A 16,632-nucleotide genomic window follows, 5' to 3' on the forward strand; every position below is an offset into this window, starting at 1 on the left:
GGAGACAACAGTGACCCTGTACTCCCCCCGAACGCGCCGCAGACGCCTGGGAGTTGCCACGGCCGCGGCCGGGCTCCTCGCGGCGCTGCTCGCCGCGGGCCCCGTCTCGGCGACGCCCGACCCGGGCGACAGGTCGGCGGCGCCCAAGAGCGTTTCAAAGAGCACAGAGGCCGAGGTCGAGAAGGCGATATCGGCCGGCGACATACCCGGCCAGGACGAGGTCGTCCACTCGGACAACGTCGAGCACGTCACCAACATCCCCAAGGACGCGCTGCCGGGCACCAACTCCGACCTGGCCTTCCAGGGCAAGTACGCCTTCGCCGGGAACTACGACGGCTTCCGTGTCTTCGACATCAGCAACCCGAAGGCACCGAAGACGGTCGCCCAGGTGCTGTGTCCCGGATCCCAGAACGACGTCTCCGTCTCCGGGAACCTGCTGTTCCTGTCCACGGACAGCTCCCGCAGCGACAACTCCTGCGCCTCCACCACCCAGCCGGCGACCGAGAAGTCGTCCTGGGAGGGCATGAAGGTCTTCGACATCAGCGACAAGAAGAACCCGAAGTACGTCGCCGCCGTCGAGACCGCCTGCGGCTCGCACACCCACACGCTGGTGCCGGAGAAGAAGAACGTCTACGTGTACGTGTCCTCGTACTCGCCCAGCGCGACGTTCCCCGACTGCCAGCCGCCGCACGACGGCATCTCGGTCATCAAGGTGCCGCGCAACGCCCCGCAGAAGGCGGCGGTCGTGAACTTCCCGGTCCTCTTCCCCGGTGAGGGTGCGGACGGTGGCGGCAACCCCGGCGCGCCCACCAACCCGGGCGTCTCCAAGACCACCGGCTGCCACGACATCACGGTCCTGCCCTCCAAGGACCTGGCGGCGGGCGCCTGCATGGGCGACGGCATCCTGTTCTCCATCAAGGACCCGGAGAACCCGAAGGTCATCGACCAGGTCCAGGACAACGTCAACTTCGCGTTCTGGCACTCGGCGACGTTCAACCAGAAGGCCAACAAGGTCGTCTTCACCGATGAGTTGGGCGGCGGTGGCGCGGCCACCTGCAACGCCGAGATCGGCCCGAACCGCGGCGCCGACGGCATCTACGACATCACCGGCAAGGGCGACAAGCGCAAGCTCGTCTTCAAGAGCTACTTCAAGATCCCGCGCCACCAGGCCGACACCGAGAACTGCGTCGCGCACAACGGCTCGCTGATCCCGGTCAAGGGCAAGGACCTCATGGTGCAGGCCTGGTACCAGGGCGGCGTCTCGGTCTGGGACTTCACCGACTCCGCCAAGCCCAAGGAGATCGGCTACTTCGAGCGCGGTCCGCTCACCACCGACCAGATGACGACCGGTGGCTCGTGGTCCGCCTACTACTACAACGGGTACGTGTACTCGAACGACATCGCGAAGGGCTTCGACGTCCTGAAGATCAAGGATGCCCGGACCGACCCGGCCCAGAAGATCCGCCTGGGTGAGCTGAACGTCCAGACGCAGCCGGACTACTTCGACTGAACCGGCTCGCCTTCGGGCACGGCAGGCGAGAGCGGCTCGAAGTAGCGTGAGAAATCGGCCGCTCTGTCGTGCTCGGGGCGCTCGCCGGACGACGTGTCATCCCCGTCGTCCGGCGGGAAGCCCCGCTGCCACTCCAGTGCGTAGCGGCGGAACAGCTCGGCGCGCAGTGTCGTCATCGGCATCGGCACGCCGGGCACCAGGATCGAGAACACCGCGCCCATCAACAGGGCGCGCAGCAGCGGATAGTCCGTCTCCACGTCGAGCGTCCCGTGCCGTACGACGGTCTCGCGCAGCAGCGCGGCGAGCCGCTGCTGCTCCGGGCACTGCACGAAGCCCTCGGCGTGCAGGATCCCCGCCATGTGCGTGCGCATGAGGACCGGGTGGTCCCGGGCCAGGCCCAGGATCGCGTCGATGGCGCGGGCGAGCCGCTCGTCCCCGTCGTCGAGTCCCGGTCGCGGCTCCCGCTCCAGCGCCTCCTCCAGCGTGCGGTGCATCAGCCGGTGCACCGCGGACTGCAGCAACTGCCGCTTTCCGGGGAAGTAGTACGAGACCAGGCCGCGCGCCGAGCGGGCGCGGTCGGCGATGTCGCCGAGCGTCGTCGCGTCGTACCCGCGCTCCCCGACGAGTTCGAGTGTCGCCTGAAGAAGCCGCTCGCGGGAACGTCGGCGCAACTCCTCATTGACCGATGCGCTGCGGGGGGACATCCTTGACTCCTGCGTTGACTGGCTCGCAGCCAACTATACTCAGCGCTTCCTGGCCATCGGCCCGTTGGGGTGTGGTGCGCACGGGAGGGGCGGGCGTATTCCGGCGACGCGGGGGATCGTCGGAATGCGGCCGCTTCGGGGGGGGGCATCGACGGACGGGCGGCGTCGTCCGTTGGGCTCAGACCAGGTCGAGCACGGGCCGCAGCCCGTCGGGCCGGTCGCCGGTCGGCAGGTGGTCCACGAAGTGCAGCGCGCAGCCCAGCTCGGCGGCCCCGCCGTCCGCGCGCCGGTCGTCGCCCACCATCAGCGCGTCACCGGGCGCCACGCCCAACTCCTCGCAGGCCGCCGCGAACAACCGCGGATGCGGCTTCGTGACGCCGTGCCGGTACGACAGGACGTACGCGTCGACGTACGGGTCGAGGCCGTGCCCGGCGAAGACGGGGCGCGGGTCCCATCCGATGTTGCTGACCACGGCCACCGGGACGCCGCGCTCGCGCAGACCGGCGAGCACTGCGTGGGTGTCCGGGTAGGGCCGCCAGGCGGCGGGCGTCATGTGCCGCTCGTACAGGGCGTCGTAGAGCCGCTCGTCGGGCAGCGGCACCTGGCGGGCCAGGCCCGTGTACGCGGCGCGGTGCCGCGTGGCGTCGACGTCGCGGACGGCGACGAGCTCGGCGAGGTGCTCGGGGACGTTCATCTGGTGCGTGCTGCCGCCCGGCAGCGCCCCCGCCGCCTCCAGTCCCTCGGCCGCCCGCGCGAACTCGGCCGCCGGCAGCGCCAGTCCGGTCTCGTCGAGCGCGGCGCGCAGCCAGGACTCGGTGGACTCGATGCGGAAGAGCGTCCCGGAGAAGTCGAACAGCACGGCTTTGATCGTCATGCCGTCGATCCTCCGGCGCGGCGAACACGCCGGTCAAGCACGCGTATTGGGCGCGATCCATCGGGTGTACGCCGCCGTGGACGCCGTCACGGTCAGCGCTCCGAGGAGCCAGCCGCCGAGCACGTCCGATGGCCAGTGGACGCCCAGCCACAGGCGGGTCAGGCCGACGCCGATGACCGACACCACGGCGAGCGCCAGCGCGGTGCGCCACAGCAGGCGCCCGGCCCCGTACCGCCGCAGCAGCCACAGGGCGAGCCCGCACACCACGGCCGCCGTCATCGCGTGCCCCGAGGGATACGCCGCGTAGTGCGCCGAGTCCACCGGTTCGCGCCACACCGGGCGCGGCCGGTCGACGGCCGCCTTCAGGGCCTGCTGCAGCAGCGTGCCGACGAGGCAGGTGGCCGCCACCCACCCGGCGAGCGTCCAGTCCCGCGATCTCCGCAGGAGCGCCACCACGATCGCCGCGCACAGCAGTCGCATGGTCCAGGGGTCCCACACCCAGTCGGTCAGGACGCGGCTTACGCGGGTGACGCCGGGGTCGGCGAGGGCCCGCCCGTGCAGGGAGCGGGCGAGATCGCGGTCGGCGCCCATCAGCGGGCTCCAGCGGACCGCCACCAGGACGAGCAGGAGAACGGAGAACAGGGCCAGGGCGGCCGTGAGCGCGAGCGGGCGGACGGTGCGGGGGCGTCGGGGCGGGGAGTCGAGCCGTGCCGGGTGCATGGGCACGATCCTCGCTCATCGGACGCCGCGCGGGCCATCCCGGCGGGCCGCGTGGCGCGCTGTGGGCGGCGTGCCGTTATCCCAGCGCCCGCAGGGCCGGGACGAACGTGACCAGGAGCGGCACGAGCGGGATCAGTGCGGCGGCCGCCGTGAGGCGCAGCCGGTGCGCGGGCGTCAGGCGGGACTGCGGCGCGAGCAGCCGGTGCACGCGCTGCGGGACGTGCGCGTGCGTCGTGGGGCAGGGGCCGAACACTCCGCGGTCCTCGTTCAGTTCGACCAGGGCGAGCGCGATGCTCATGCGGCCGAAGCGCCGCGAGGCCACGTCGTCCGCCGCCAGCTCCACCAGGCGGTGCATCTCGTCCCGGAACGAGGCGAACACCGGAATCTGCGGGAAACCGGAGGCCAGCGCGCCCGAGCAGTGCAGCAGCCAGTCGTGCCGCCACCGCGCGTGCCCCATCTCGTGCGCGAGCACCGCATCGAGCCGGCGTCCCTTCAGGCGCTGCAACGCGGCCGTGGTGAGGACCAGTTGGGGCGTCGGACCCGACATCCACCAGGCGTCCGGGCGCTTGCCCTCCAGGATCACGAGGCGGTCGGGGCCTGGCTCCTCGCCCGGCAACAGCGGGGCGCGGTCCAGGAGTTCCGCGCGCCGCACGCGTCGCCTCGCCCGCGCGCCGTGCACCTCGCGCACCAGCATCGCCGCCGTCCACACCCCGCCCAGGGCGAGCGTCACGGCGACGGTGGCCGCCCAGGGTCCCGCGGCGCGCAGCGCGTACGCGTCCACGACCCCGTGCGGCGCCGCCGCGAAGACATGGCCGCGCACGGCGCCCCAGGCCGCCGCCGCGCTCAACGTCATCGACAGGGCGCAGCACAGCAGGACACCCGCCACCACGCACTGCCACGCCCACAGCGCGACGATCGGCTCCCGCTCCGTCCAGTCCGCGCGCGCGAGCAGCCTCGGCGCGATCAGGGCGGCAAGGGAGCCGAGCAGCAACAGTGCTACGGGGACCGTCATGGCCGTCACCCTATGAGCCAGGCACTACCCACGGGTATGGCCTGTGCCTTCAAGTGACGCACGCCACGGTTTCGTTGATCGCGCAAGAGGTGATTGGGGCGCATCGCGCAGGGCACTCGTGGAGTGGCGCAGGAGAAGGGAGCAACCATGACGAACACTGGAAACACCGACTTCTACCAGCGCTCGCCGGGAGCCCGGCTGCCCGAGGACAGGCCGCGCGGCGGCGGTCCGAGGCAGCGGGTCAAGCACCGCGGACTCCTGGGGACGGCCCTGATCGTCATCGCCGTGGTGGTGATCGTCGCGGCGGGGATCGTGTTCTTCCCGTGAGGCGCGCTACATCGTCATGAGCATCGCCAGCATTCCGATGCCCATCGACAGGCGGCACGCCCGGGCCAGTTCCGGGCGGTCGCCCCAGCCCGCGGCGGCCGGTGCGCCGGCGGTCCGCGGGGCCGGGACGAGGCGGGCGCCCGACCACAGGACGTACACCGCGAAGTAGAGGAGCAGCGCCCCGGTCAGCGCCGGGGCGCCCGCGCCGCCGTGCTGCGCGTGGGCGCCGGGGCGGACGGCCATCGCCACCGCCATGTACGCCATGGCGAACGTGCCCACCAGGTGGTGCAGGTGATGGGCCCCGCTCCGGGCGGCCCACAGGGCGCGGAGCCCGGCGGCCCCGAACACGGTCGCGTACAGCAGCCACACCCAGTGCGGGGGCGCGAGCACCGCGGCGGGGACGGCCATCAGCGCCATCCCGAATCCCATCAGGGCCTCGCCGCCGGCCGTGCGGCGCTGCTCCTCGACGTCGCTGCGCAGGCGCAGCAGGCAGTACGCGCCGGTCGCCGCGCACAGCGCGACCAGCAGCCAGGCGGCCGAGAGCGGTCCGTGCACCGGGTCCCCCATCTTGTCCGTCTCGTCGTCGGTGGTTCCTCGTCGGTGTCCGTCCTGGAGATGCCCCGGCGGGCGGGGGCGTATGGCGGCGCAGGGGAGCACGGGTGGGCGCGAAGACGGTGTGGAACCGATCACGGTGGTCACCACCCAATCCTTTACAGGTAAAACACCTGCTAAGGTTTTCTTATGAGCAGCACACCACCGTCACAACGCACCCCCGCCGTCCACCGCCTCCCGCTCGCCGGAGTGCTGCGCCTCAACAAGCCGTCCGACACCTGGATCAAGCCCGCCACCAGCGTCGTCGTCGCCACCGCGATACCGAACCTGGCGCTGCTCGCCCTCGGCCGGCTCGACCTCGCCATGTACACGATGGCGGGCAGCCTGTGCGCCCTGTACGGACACCACCTCCCGTACGCGGCACGCGCGCGTGCCCTCGTGTGGGTGATCCTCGGAATGTTCGCCGGGGTGGCGGTCGCCCAGGTCTCCGCCTCGCTCACCTCGTCCGCGGCCGTCCTCGTCGCCGTCGGCGCGCTGCTCGCCGCCGCGCAGAAGGCGCTCTGCGACGCCACCCGGATCGGCCCGCCGGGACACCTGATCTTCACGTTCATCAGCTCCGCGACCCTGTTCGCGCCGCAGCCCCTCGACCAGGTGCCCGGCCACCTCGCGCTGACGCTGGCCGCCGGTGCCGTGTCCTGGATCGTGGGCATGGCCCCCGCCCTCGTCCGCCCGCACGGCCCCGAGCGGCGGGCCACCGCCCGCGCCCTGAACGCCGCCGCCGCGTACGTCGAGCGGCCCGAGCACGCGCCCGCCAGGGGCGCTGCCGCTGCCGCGGTGCACGGCGCGTGGCAGTCGCTGCTCGCCACCGGGGCACGCACCGAGGCACGCCGCGCCCTGGAGCGGCTCGTGCTGCGTGCCGAGGTCGCCATCGCGGCCCCCGGCGACACCGACGCCGCCCAGCTCCGCGCGTGGGCGGCCGGACTGCGCGGCGCGGGAGCGGTGCCGCGGCCCGCCCGCATCGCCGGGATGGACGACGAGCTGCTCGGCATCGAGGCCGAGATCGCGGGCGGCAAGCCCTCGCTGTGGCGCCGGATCGGCCCCGGCTCCCCGGTGCTGCCCATCGCCCTGCGTACCTTCGTCGGATGCGCGCTCGCCGGATACGGCTCGCTCGCCCTCGGCGTCGGCCGCCCCTACTGGGCGCTGGTCACCGCCGCCTCGCTCTACCAGGCCAACCTCACGCTGTCCTGGAGCCGCGGCGTGCAGCGCGTCGTCGGCAACATCGCGGGCGTCCTCGTCTTCGCCGCCGTCGTCCCGCTCGCCCACGCCAGCCAGATCGCGCTCGTCCTGTGCTGCCTCGTCTTCAACTTCGGGGCCGAGGCGCTCATCACCCGCAACTACTGGCTCGGCAGCCTGTGCGTGACGCCGATGGCGCTCCTGGTCACCGAGTTCGCCCGCTACCAGGAGCCGGGCGAACTGATCGGCGACCGCCTCGTCGACACCCTCGTCGGAGCCGTGCTCGGCGTCGTCGCGGCCATCGCCGTCACCAACCGACGCGCCACCGACGGCATCGAGGCGGCCCTCACCGCGAGCGACACCGCCCGCGAGGCCGCCGAGCGCACCCTCGCCCAGCCCGCCCCGGGCCACGCCGCCCTGGAGACGGCCCGCCGGGGCCTCGTCGCCGCGATCGTGGAACTCCGCGCCGCCGCCGACACCGCCGCCGGCGAGTGGTGGCAGCGCGCCCTGCCCGAGGAGCGGATCCTCGCCTCCGAACAGGCCGGGCACCGCACCCTCGCGGCCACGGTGCGGCGGCAGGCGGGCGAGGCGGGCGCTCCCGCCCCGAGTGGTGCGGGCACCCAGCAGTAGCGGATAGTGGCGGACGCACACCGTTCGGCCCATGAGGAAGGTCCGGTCAGGCAGGCATGAGCACGCAGCAAGGCGCGGCGGCAACGGGGCCGCTCGACATCGTGTCGTCGGTCGTACGGCAGTGGCAGGCCGTGCACCCCGGCATCGACACCGGCCCCATGGAGATCATCGGCCGCATCAACCGGTGCGCCGCCCTGCTCCAGCAGGCCGAGGACGCGCCGCTCCGGCACGCGGGCCTGACCCGGGCCGAGTTCGACCTGCTCGGCACGTTGCGCAGGACCGGGCGCGAACTGACCCCCGGCGACCTCGCCCGCGAGACGTTCGCCTCCGGCGCCGCCGTCACCAAACGCCTCAAACAGCTCCAGGAACGCGGGCTGATCAACCGCCGCGGCGACACCCGCGACCGTCGCGTCTCCCACCTCAGCCTGACCGACGAGGGCCGCGCCCTCGTCGACGAGGTGCTGCCGAGCCAGCTCGCGTACGAGAGCGCGGTCCTCTCGGGCCTCGGCGCTGGCAAGGACGAGCAACTGAGCCTGCTGCTGGGTGAATTGCTGTTGCAGCTCGAGGGCCGGTTGGGCGGCGGCCGGCCCTAGGCGCCGCTCGCGCCCGAGCGCCGGGCGGGCACGTCGGTGACGCGAGCGGCGGGATCGCGCTGCCCGCGGCGGTTGTCAGTGGTGGACTCTAAGGTCGTCGCATGGTTGATCAGAGGCTCACCTCCGAGGGGCTGTACGACTTCGCCACCTGGGTCCCGGTGCTGCGGTTGCTGCGCGACCGCGGCACGCGGCGGCATTCCGACGGCATCGCGCGCGCGGCCGGGCGAATAGGCCGGCGCGATTGGAGCCTTCCGCTGGAGCGGCCGGAGCCCGCGCCGGGGCGTGCCGCTCGAGCCGACGACCGCCAGGAGGAGTCCGACGCGGTGGGCCGGGTGCGTGACGCGCTCGACGCGGCCGGGGTCGACCAGGTGACCTTCTCCGTCGTGTTCGAGCCGGCCGGGGCGACCGCGCTGCGCGTGATGGGGCAGAGCCCCGCCGTCGAAACGGGCATCGGCAGCGCGGAGCCGGGGACGCTGGTCCTGGTCGACGGCGCGCGGCCCGAGCCCTGGCGTCGGCTGCCGGAGCCGACACCGGGCGTGGGCCCGGCCCCGACGGCGGACCCGGAGTTGCTGGCCCGGACGCTGCGCGAGCGGGTGCCCGACGCCGCCGTCGCGACCGAGGCGGAGCTCGCCGCCACGGAGGAGCGGCTCGGTACGGCACTGCCCGAGGAACTGAAGGCGTTCTACCGGGTGGCCCACCCGACGTGGGAGCAGGGCTCGGACATCCAGTACGAGGCCGCGCTGCGGATCGACGAGGCGGTCGGGTGGGAGCTGTTCCCCCTGGAGTCCTTCTCCATCGCCGACGTCGGGTCGCGCCCCTGCTACTGGGATGGCGGCGCCATGGAGGCAGTCGTCACCGGACCCGACGACGCCGTGCAGGGTCTTGTCGGTTCGCCGGGCTGGATCGTGTTCGGTGACAACGGCGGGGGCGACCGGCTCGCGGTCGACCTGACGCCGGGCCCGCGCGGGCACGTGGGGCAGATCATCCTCATCGGCCACGAAGAGGACGTCGGCGCCGAGCTCGTCGCGGACTCCCTGACGGACCTGGTGCTCCACAGGCTGTACGACGAGACACCCCTGGCCTCGCACACCGAGGAGCGGCCCGTTGTGGCACACGTCAACATCCGGGGCACACCGAGCGTCGAGGCCGCCGCGCACCCCGGCCTGGAGGCACTGTCCATCGGCGTGTGGGACGACGCGCCGGTCAGCCTCGCCCCGGTCGTCGGACTGCCCCGGCTGCGCACCCTGTGCGCCTACCCCGGCACACTTGCCGACCCGCTGGAGATCGCCCGGCTCACCCGGCTCGAATACCTGCGCCTCGGCCCCGAGGAGTGGCGGACACTGCTCGACGCGAAGGCGGTCCCGCGCGGCCTCTTGGCAGCCTCCATCACGGTCCATGGCCAACAGAACCCACCCTCCACGGTGGACCTGGCCAACGAGATCCTGGCCCTCTGGAACCGCCCGCAGACCGTCCGCACCCTGCTCAAGGGCGACCTCGGCCCGGCGACGGGGGAGACAGGGGAGACGGGGGAGGAGGGATAGGACCTGTCGCCACCGTGCCGGAGTGCCCACGCCTCCCGCCTCGTGCGCTCCCCCTCACCCCTCACCCCTCACCCCTCACCGCGGCAGCGTCGCGCCCTCGATGCCGTACTCCTCGCGGCGGCCGCACATGCCCAGGCCGCCGTGGCGGGTGGGCGTCGCGGAGTGGGCCGTCGACGCGGACAGATAGCCGTCCGCCGCGCCCTTCTCCAGGGCGTCGAGCTGGGCGCCGGTGCGCTCGGCGGCGGCCAGGGCGCCGGAGCGCCACAGCTCGCGCCAGGCGGCGACACGCGGCCTGACCAGCTCGGCCGCCGCCCGCTGGAACGCGCGCAGCGGCTCCGCGTCACCGGCCTCCAGCGCCTCGCGCAGCGGCAGGTACCCCTCGACCGCGAGATCCCTGCGACGGCGCGCGGCGGCCTCCGCCTCGGGACCCGCGGGCCCCGGAAGAGCGGCCGCGGCCGCGTACTTCTCCCGGTCGGCCAGATACTCCGGCGGGAACGTGAACACCGCGTCGCCCGCCTCCGGCAGACCGCTGTTCTGCATCAGGACGGTGACCCGCAGATCATCGCCCCGCACCATGCGGTGCACCGTGCCCGGCTCGAACCACGCGACGGACCCCGCTTCGAGGGGCGTGTTCCGGTAGCCGTCCGGGCTCAGCGTCTGCACGGCGCCGCTCCCGCCCGTCACGACGTACGCCTCCGTGCACACCAGGTGCAGATGCGGACTGCCGCCGCACACCCCGTCCGCCGCCTGCCAGTCGTACGCGGAGATGTGCGACAGGCCGATCCCGCCGGGCAGCGGCCGGTCCAGGCCGCCCGCGCCGGGGCTCACCACGGGAGCTCCTTGAGACGGCTCGCGACCCGCTCCGTGTCCCAGGCGCCGTCGGCGACGACGATCCGGTACCGGTAGCCGAAGGTCTCGCCCGCCGGCAGGGCGAACTCGTCGAAGAACGCCCAGGAGAACGCGACCGTCGGAATCGGCTGCGAGCGCACGAACCAGTGCGAGGCGTGGATCACCGCCGACTCGTCGAGGTTCTCCGGCGCGTGCTCGAACACCAGCGTGGAGTGCGCGTCCACGTCGTCGTGCTCACCGGTGAACGCCAGCCACGGGCCCTGCGTGCCCATCAACTCGCTGTCCGGCGCCTCCCCTTGAGGCCCGAAGACCTTGCCGCCGGTGAAGTCCCGCGGACCGCGCCACTGCAGCCCCGTGTACCCGGCCATCTCGCGGCCCGCCGTCGTCGGCGAGCCGAAGCGCAGCGCCTCGCCGTCCTCGCGGGTGTTCGTCAGCTCGATCGACCAGTCGACGGCGTACGAGCCGGACGCGGCGTCCACCGAGTGCACCCGGACCCCGCGCCGCTCGCGGGCCCACTCGGCGCCGCCGTTCTCGATCCAGGTGAGGCGCTCGGTGAAGCACAGCTCGTCGTCGCCCGCGTCCACGGAGTCGAAGCCGTCGTGCCGCATCGAGCCGATGCGGTCGCGCAGCGGCAGATAGCCCTCGCCGTGGACGTAGCAGTTGCCGCCCCAGAAGTTCTGTCCGGAGAGATGGCTGGCCGTCATCTGCAGGCCCTTGTGCCAGCGGTGGTCGTTCGGCCGGTAGCCGGAGACCAGGTTGCCGGACAGGGTGCGCAGCGGATGCACGTACGGCTTGCGGGCCTCGAACGCCTCGGGGTCCGGCTTGTAGACGTAGGAGAAGAGGTCCGTGCCGGTGGCGGCGGAGCGCACCACGATGCGGTCGCCGTGCAGGTGGTTGACCTGAAGGGTGTTCCCGACGTCACTGCTCACTGCTGCGGGCTCCAATCCGGGTGGTCGCCGTGCATCGCGGCGTAGAACGGGTCGCCGGGGCCGATCTCGCCGGCCGTGACCGTCGCGCCGGTGAAGGCCGACTTGTAGAGCGCGGCGGCGAACTCCAGCGTGCTGCGGGCGCTCTGGCCGCTGCCGGGCGGGCGGGCGCCGGCGTCGTACGCGTCGAGCAGCGCGGTCAGCTGCGCGGTGTGCGAGCTGGGCACGTCCTCGGTCGGCGCGGGCGGCTGCTCGGCGCCGGGGGCCGGGGTGTACTGCCAGTCGTCGTTGCCGTGCCCGTACAAGTGCGTCAGCTCGACCGTGGCCTTCTCGCAGTCGATACGGATACGGCTCGTCTCGTCCGGCGACAGCACGGAGTTGACGACCGTGGCGAGGGCGCCGTCCTTGAACCGGACGAGCGCGGTCGACACGTCCTCGCTCTCCGTGTCGTGCACGAGGCGCGCCGCCATGGCCCGGATCTCGGTCCACTCGCCGAGCAGGTGCAGCATCAGGTCGTACTGGTGGATGCCGTGGCCCATGACGGGGCCGCCGCCCTCGCTGGCCCAACGGCCGCGCCAGGGCACCTCGTAGTAGGCGGCGTCGCGGTACCAGGTCGTCTGGCAGTGGGCGACGAGCGGGCGGCCGAGCGCGCCCTCGGTGAGCAGCGAGCGGGCGTGCACGGCGCCGGAGCCGTAGCGGTGCTGGAAGACGACGGACGCGAAGGCGTCGCCGGCCTCCTCGGCGGCGGCGATCTCGTCGTACTCGGCGAGGGACAGGGTGAGCGGCTTCTCGCAGAGCACCCAGGCGCCCGACTTGAGCGCCGCGACGGTCTGCTCGCGGTGGAAGACCGGCGGGGTGCCGATGAGCACGAGGTCGGGCCGCACCTCTTCGAGCATCGCGCCGAGGTCGGTGTGGGCGGAGACGTCCGCGAACCCGGCGTCGGCGGCCTTCGCGCGGAAGGCGTCGAGGCGGCCCTGGTCCACGTCGACGGCGGCGACGAGCTCGACGCGGTCGCGCAGGGCGGTGAGGGCGGGCAGATGGCTGCCGGTGACGATCCCGCCGGTGCCGACGACGGCGGCACGCGGGCGGGAGACCGGTTGTGAGGGGCTTGGCATGCGGGTTCCTCGCGGAGAGCTATCGGAGGGAAAGCGCTTTCCGTTGCGTCGACCCTAAGCGGGTGGCGCGGCTCCGGACAAGGGGTGGACGGGGGTCGGCCCGGATCTTGGGCGGTGGCCGCCGCGGTGGCCTGAAGCGACTCCCTGGCGGCGCGCATTCGAAGTCGTGGTCCGAGTGGCAGCCGCTTGAAACGTATCAGTCGCCTCCCGTCCGCGCGGCGGGAAAAGCCCCGGAATCCATTGACAGGCGCGTCCGTGCCGGGTTCGTATGTACCTCGCCTGCGGGGCGGTCGTCCGGTGCGACCGTCTGCCGCTGCCGAGTGCGGACGCCGGGAGTCCCGCGTCCAGCAGCGTCGCCGCCGCGGGCGAGCCGCAATTAATGGAGCGTTTCAAAAACGACTGCGGACGTCTGTCGTGCAAGCGCTTTCTACTCAGTGCGGTGGCCGGATCACACCAAGGAGAGCCATGAGCGTGACCGCGTCGAAGGAGTCGCGTACCGCGGAGGCGCCCGCCGCCCGGCGGGCGATGTCGAGGAAGGCCGCGGCGAGCGGCTGGATCGGCAGTGCCCTCGAGTACTACGACTGGTTCATCTACGCCCAGGCGGCGGCGCTCGTCTTCCCGGGGATCTTCTTCCCGGAGGGCAACGCGACGATCGCCGTGCTCGCGTCGCTCGGCACCTACGCCGTCGGCTACGTCGCGCGCCCCATCGGTGCCGCGGTGCTCGGCCACTGGGGAGACAAGAAGGGCCGCAAGAACGTCCTGGTCCTGGCCATGCTCCTGATGGGCGTCTCCACGTTCATGGTGGCGCTGCTGCCCACCTACGGACAGGTCGGGATCGTCGCGCCGATCCTGCTGACCCTCGTCCGCCTCGTGCAAGGCTTCGCCGTGGCGGGGGAGTTGAGCGGCGCCAGCGCCATGATCATCGAACACGCGCCGCACGGCCGCCGCGGATTCCTCGCGAGCTTCGCCCTGCACGGCACCGTCGCCGGACAGATCCTCGGCGCCGCGATCTTCCTGCCCATGTCGATGCTGCTGTCCGACGAGGCCTTCACGTCCTGGGGCTGGCGGATCCCGTTCGTCCTCAGCGCGGTGGTCGTGCTCGCCGGCTTCCTGATCAGGCGGCGCGTCGAGGAGACGAAGACCTTCGCGGAGCAGCAGGAGACCGGCCCCGAGGCGCACAAGGTGCCGCTCGTCGAGGCGTTCCGCGAGAACTGGCGGGAGATCGTCCGCGCGGTGTGCATGACGCTGGTCAACGTCATCGGCGTGACGGTCTCGGTGTTCGGCGGCGCCTACGCGACGCAGTCCGGCTACGGCGTCGGCATGAGCACCAGCGTCTACCTCTGGATCCAGATCGCCGCGAACGTGGCGGGCATGCTCGTCGTCCCGGTCTTCGGCCACCTCTCCGACCGCTTCGGCCGCCGCCCCATCATGATCGCCGGAGGCTTGGTGGCAGGACTTCTCTGCTACCCGTACCTGTGGGCGGTCGGCGCCAACAACGTGCCGCTGACCTTCGTCCTCGCGGTCCTGTCCTGGGGCGTCGCCTACCAGTCCTGGAACGCGACGTTCGCCTGCTTCTTCCAGGAACTGTTCCCCGCGGCCCGCCGCGTCACCGGGTTCGCCCTCGCACAGAACATCGGCCTGGCGATCGTCGCCTTCCTGCCCACGATCTTCACGATGGTGGCGCCGCCCGGCTCCGCGAACGTGCCGCTCACCATCGGCACGCTCTGCCTCGTCATCACCGTCGTCGCCTCGATCGCGACCTGGAAGTCCCCGGAGACCTACCGCATCCCCCTCGCCCACCTCGGCACCCCGAACGCCACGCCACTGTCCCGCACGGAGTACGAGGAACTGCGCGCCGCCGGGAAGTGAGACGGCGGCGCGGGCCCGGCGGCCAGTCGGTCAGGTGATCGGGAGGTGGGGCTTTTCCGGGGCCATGGAGCGGCCCTCGACCTCTGCCGCCACCACCGTTTGGAGTTCCTCGGGGGAGAGGTACGCGTCGGTCATCTCGAAGTCCCGGAGCGTCGCGGGGCGGTTGCGCTGGAAGCCGGTGCGGACGAAGTCGTCGCCCGCGACCGCGTTGAGGCCCCAGTTGGCCGCCGTGCGGAACCGCGCCGTCAGGGTGCGCAGCGCGCCCAGGTGGTAGCCGCGCGCCACGACCTGGGCGGGCAGCCCGGTCAGCTGGATGCCCAGCGGCTTCGAGACGGCCTGAATACCGCCCAGGTCGACGACGAGGCCGAGGTCCTTGTGGCGGTAGGGCGTGAGCGGCTTGCCGCGCACCGAGGCAAGGATGTTGCGGGCCGCGGCCCAGCCCTGCCGCATCGCGTGCTGCGCGGTCGGCGGGCACATCGCGTCGCCGCCCTTGACGATGTCGGGGACGGCGGCGGCATCGCCCAGCGCGAACACGCCGTCGACCCGGGGCACGGTCAGTTCGGGCGTCACGACGAGCCGGCCGCGGTTGGTCTCCGCGTCGAGGGTCGCCACGAGGGGGCTCGGCGCGACACCGGCCGTCCAGATCAGCGTGTGGCAGGGCAGCTCGCGCCCGTCGGTGAGCGTCACCGTGTCCTCGGTGACGCTGGCCACCGACACCCCGAGCGAGACGTGCAGTCCGCGCCGCTCCAGGATGTCCATCGCCTTGTCGCCGAGCCGCTCGCCCAGCTCCGGCATGAGCTTGGGCGCCACATCGACCAGGTGCCACTTGATGAGCCGCGGGTCGAGACCGGGATAGCGCTTGACCGCGGCGGTCGTCAGGCGTTGCAGATACGCGGCCGTCTCCGTGCCCGCGTAGCCGCCGCCGACCACCACGAACTGCAGCCGCGCCTCGCGTTCGGCGGGGTCGGAGCTGGCCGCCGCCAGGTCCAGCTGCGTGATCACGTGGTCGCGGATCCAGGCCGCCTCGGCGAGCGTCTTCACGCCGACCGCGTACTTGTCGAGGCCCGGAATGTCGAACTGCCGGGTCACGCTGCCCGGCGTCAGCACCAGGTAGTCGTAGTGCTCGACCTCGACCTCGCCGTTGATCTTCCGAACGACGACGGCCTTGGCCTGCGGGTCCACGCCGATGGCGCCGCCCGGCACGATCGAGGTGCGCCGCAGCATCCGGCGCAGCGGCACCGCCACGGACTGCGGGGTGAGCACGCCGGAGGCCACGTGCGGCAGCAGCGGCAGATAGAGCTGGTGGGCGGTGGGGCTGATGAGCCGCAGCACCGCCTCGCCGGGCTTGAGCTCCTTCTCCAGTTTGTGCGCGCACTCCATCCCGGCGAATCCGGCACCGATGATCAGGATCCGGGGGACGGACGACGTACGGGAAGCACTGGTGTTCCGCGGAGTGGTCATATGTCGGATCTCTCCTGGGGTGGGCTGCGTGGGACCGGTGGGGCGTCGTCGGTCCTGCGTATCCGGATTTGGCCCGGCCGAATCCTGACTCACGTCATCCTGCTTCCCCGGACGGGCCCCCGCACCCCACCGGACACCCCTGCGAACAGTTCCTAGGCCGTTCGAGCGAGAGAGGAGCGAGAAGGGAGCGAGAAGGGAGTCCGGGGGAGGGGACCCGCAGGGCGTCGGGGGAGGGGACCCGCAGGGCGTCGTCAGATGCCCGGCCGGTACCGGATCGGGTGCTGCTCCGGCACCTCGACGAGGACGATCTCGTGGCCGTCCGGATCCGTGACCCACATTTCGACGAGCCCCCACGGCTCCTCGACCGGCTCCCGCACCACCGTGACGCCCCGCTCGGCCAGCTCCGCGTGGGCCGCGCGCACGTCCGCCACCTGCATCCATAGCTTCAGGCTCGGCACCGGCCTCTCCGCGGCCCGCCCCGCCACCTCCAGATACCCGCCGCCCAGGAAATACACGGTGCCCCGCTCGGGCCCGGTGCCGAACTCCCGGTACACGGCGAGGCCCAGCGCCTCCCCGTAGAACGCCCGCGACCGCTCGGGATCGGTCGGGTGGATCAGGACCCTGCTGCTCAGTACGTGAACCATGCCGACGCAGCGTAGTGCCGTCGCGTTAACCTCGACGGCGCCCCGCCCGCCGTCGCCCGAGAAGCCGGAGAC

16 protein-coding genes are annotated in these 16,632 nt (G+C 72.5%); 6 read left to right on the plus strand and 10 right to left on the minus strand.

Annotation, left to right across the window (positions count from 1 at the left end):
* The first annotated feature begins 10 nt into the window (after positions 1–10).
* Positions 11–1,510, plus strand: coding sequence for an LVIVD repeat-containing protein (locus ACY34M_RS15380; protein ID WP_462718200.1), 1,500 nt, complete (start codon positions 11–13; stop codon positions 1,508–1,510).
* On the opposite strand, the gene ACY34M_RS15385 is transcribed toward ACY34M_RS15380, so the two are convergent.
* The 4 genes from ACY34M_RS15385 to ACY34M_RS15400 all read right to left on the minus strand — a co-directional run bounded on the left by ACY34M_RS15385 (position 1,498) and on the right by ACY34M_RS15400 (position 4,820).
* The gene (locus ACY34M_RS15385; protein ID WP_462718201.1) at positions 1,498–2,214 is read right to left on the minus strand and encodes a TetR/AcrR family transcriptional regulator; all 717 of its coding nucleotides are present in this window, start codon (positions 2,212–2,214) and stop codon (positions 1,498–1,500) included. The two genes, ACY34M_RS15380 and ACY34M_RS15385, sit on opposite strands and share 13 nt — an antisense overlap.
* Positions 2,215–2,392: 178 nt before the next feature.
* On the minus strand, positions 2,393–3,088 hold the full coding sequence (locus ACY34M_RS15390) for an HAD family hydrolase (RefSeq protein ID WP_462718202.1): 696 nt from the start codon (positions 3,086–3,088) through the stop codon (positions 2,393–2,395).
* A gap of 33 nt (positions 3,089–3,121) precedes the next feature.
* Positions 3,122–3,808: a phosphatase PAP2 family protein gene (locus tag ACY34M_RS15395; RefSeq protein ID WP_462718203.1), complete on the minus strand. Its 687-nt coding sequence runs from the start codon at positions 3,806–3,808 to the stop codon at positions 3,122–3,124.
* A gap of 76 nt (positions 3,809–3,884) precedes the next feature.
* Positions 3,885–4,820, minus strand: a complete 936-nt coding sequence (locus ACY34M_RS15400) for a M56 family metallopeptidase (protein ID WP_462718204.1) — start codon at positions 4,818–4,820, stop codon at positions 3,885–3,887.
* Between the two features lie 147 nt (positions 4,821–4,967).
* Here ACY34M_RS15400 and ACY34M_RS15405 point away from each other — a divergent pair, with 147 nt between their 5' ends.
* Positions 4,968–5,147: a hypothetical protein gene (locus ACY34M_RS15405; RefSeq protein ID WP_462718205.1), complete on the plus strand. Its 180-nt coding sequence runs from the start codon at positions 4,968–4,970 to the stop codon at positions 5,145–5,147.
* A 6-nt stretch (positions 5,148–5,153) separates the two neighbouring features.
* On the opposite strand, the gene ACY34M_RS15410 is transcribed toward ACY34M_RS15405, so the two are convergent.
* On the minus strand, positions 5,154–5,702 hold the full coding sequence (locus ACY34M_RS15410; protein ID WP_462718252.1) for a DUF5134 domain-containing protein: 549 nt from the start codon (positions 5,700–5,702) through the stop codon (positions 5,154–5,156).
* A gap of 186 nt (positions 5,703–5,888) precedes the next feature.
* Between ACY34M_RS15410 and ACY34M_RS15415 the strand changes: the two genes are divergently transcribed.
* The 3 genes from ACY34M_RS15415 to ACY34M_RS15425 all read left to right on the plus strand — a co-directional run bounded on the left by ACY34M_RS15415 (position 5,889) and on the right by ACY34M_RS15425 (position 9,696).
* Complete coding sequence (locus ACY34M_RS15415) at positions 5,889–7,562, plus strand: FUSC family protein (protein WP_462718206.1); 1,674 nt, start codon at positions 5,889–5,891, stop codon at positions 7,560–7,562.
* Positions 7,563–7,618: 56 nt separating this feature from the next.
* On the plus strand, positions 7,619–8,155 hold the full coding sequence (locus ACY34M_RS15420; protein WP_462718207.1) for a MarR family winged helix-turn-helix transcriptional regulator: 537 nt from the start codon (positions 7,619–7,621) through the stop codon (positions 8,153–8,155).
* A 101-nt stretch (positions 8,156–8,256) separates the two neighbouring features.
* Positions 8,257–9,696, plus strand: coding sequence for an SMI1/KNR4 family protein (locus ACY34M_RS15425; protein ID WP_462718208.1), 1,440 nt, complete (start codon positions 8,257–8,259; stop codon positions 9,694–9,696).
* Between the two features lie 75 nt (positions 9,697–9,771).
* On the opposite strand, the gene ACY34M_RS15430 is transcribed toward ACY34M_RS15425, so the two are convergent.
* From ACY34M_RS15430 to ACY34M_RS15440, 3 genes are read right to left on the minus strand one after another with little or no spacing between them, the layout of a single operon-like run.
* A complete protein-coding gene (locus ACY34M_RS15430) occupies positions 9,772–10,527 on the minus strand; it encodes a cupin domain-containing protein (protein ID WP_462718209.1) in 756 nt (251 codons plus the stop codon).
* Complete coding sequence (locus ACY34M_RS15435; RefSeq protein WP_462718210.1) at positions 10,521–11,474, minus strand: DUF6807 domain-containing protein; 954 nt, start codon at positions 11,472–11,474, stop codon at positions 10,521–10,523. Before ACY34M_RS15435 ends, ACY34M_RS15430 begins: the two co-directional genes overlap by 7 nt.
* The gene (locus ACY34M_RS15440; RefSeq protein WP_462718211.1) at positions 11,471–12,586 is read right to left on the minus strand and encodes a Gfo/Idh/MocA family protein; all 1,116 of its coding nucleotides are present in this window, start codon (positions 12,584–12,586) and stop codon (positions 11,471–11,473) included. Before ACY34M_RS15440 ends, ACY34M_RS15435 begins: the two co-directional genes overlap by 4 nt.
* A gap of 465 nt (positions 12,587–13,051) precedes the next feature.
* On the opposite strand from ACY34M_RS15440, the gene ACY34M_RS15445 reads away from it, so the two are divergent.
* The gene (locus ACY34M_RS15445) at positions 13,052–14,455 is read left to right on the plus strand and encodes an MFS transporter (RefSeq protein ID WP_462718212.1); all 1,404 of its coding nucleotides are present in this window, start codon (positions 13,052–13,054) and stop codon (positions 14,453–14,455) included.
* A gap of 30 nt (positions 14,456–14,485) precedes the next feature.
* Here the strand turns inward: ACY34M_RS15445 and ACY34M_RS15450 are convergent, their stop codons facing one another.
* On the minus strand, positions 14,486–15,916 hold the full coding sequence (locus ACY34M_RS15450) for an NAD(P)/FAD-dependent oxidoreductase (protein ID WP_462718213.1): 1,431 nt from the start codon (positions 15,914–15,916) through the stop codon (positions 14,486–14,488).
* Between the two features lie 251 nt (positions 15,917–16,167).
* A complete protein-coding gene (locus ACY34M_RS15455) occupies positions 16,168–16,560 on the minus strand; it encodes a VOC family protein (RefSeq protein WP_462718214.1) in 393 nt (130 codons plus the stop codon).
* Between the last annotated feature and the right edge of the window lie 72 nt (positions 16,561–16,632).

The organism is Streptomyces sp. EDA2-14, assembly GCF_054963755.1.

Excerpts from the sequence above, each read along its gene's own strand:
- ACY34M_RS15405 (WP_462718205.1), top strand. The coding sequence starts at position 4,968 with ATGACGAACACTGGAAACACCGACTTCTACCAGCGCTCGCCGGGAGCC.
- ACY34M_RS15455 (WP_462718214.1), bottom strand. The coding sequence starts at position 16,560 with ATGGTTCACGTACTGAGCAGCAGGGTCCTGATCCACCCGACCGATCCC.
- ACY34M_RS15440 (WP_462718211.1), bottom strand. The coding sequence starts at position 12,586 with ATGCCAAGCCCCTCACAACCGGTCTCCCGCCCGCGTGCCGCCGTCGTC.
- ACY34M_RS15420 (WP_462718207.1), top strand. The coding sequence starts at position 7,619 with ATGAGCACGCAGCAAGGCGCGGCGGCAACGGGGCCGCTCGACATCGTG.
- ACY34M_RS15400 (WP_462718204.1), bottom strand. The coding sequence starts at position 4,820 with ATGACGGTCCCCGTAGCACTGTTGCTGCTCGGCTCCCTTGCCGCCCTG.
- ACY34M_RS15425 (WP_462718208.1), top strand. The coding sequence starts at position 8,257 with ATGGTTGATCAGAGGCTCACCTCCGAGGGGCTGTACGACTTCGCCACC.
- ACY34M_RS15415 (WP_462718206.1), top strand. The coding sequence starts at position 5,889 with ATGAGCAGCACACCACCGTCACAACGCACCCCCGCCGTCCACCGCCTC.
- ACY34M_RS15445 (WP_462718212.1), top strand. The coding sequence starts at position 13,052 with ATGAGCGTGACCGCGTCGAAGGAGTCGCGTACCGCGGAGGCGCCCGCC.
- ACY34M_RS15385 (WP_462718201.1), bottom strand. The coding sequence starts at position 2,214 with ATGTCCCCCCGCAGCGCATCGGTCAATGAGGAGTTGCGCCGACGTTCC.
- ACY34M_RS15395 (WP_462718203.1), bottom strand. The coding sequence starts at position 3,808 with ATGCACCCGGCACGGCTCGACTCCCCGCCCCGACGCCCCCGCACCGTC.
- ACY34M_RS15390 (WP_462718202.1), bottom strand. The coding sequence starts at position 3,088 with ATGACGATCAAAGCCGTGCTGTTCGACTTCTCCGGGACGCTCTTCCGC.
- ACY34M_RS15450 (WP_462718213.1), bottom strand. The coding sequence starts at position 15,916 with ATGACCACTCCGCGGAACACCAGTGCTTCCCGTACGTCGTCCGTCCCC.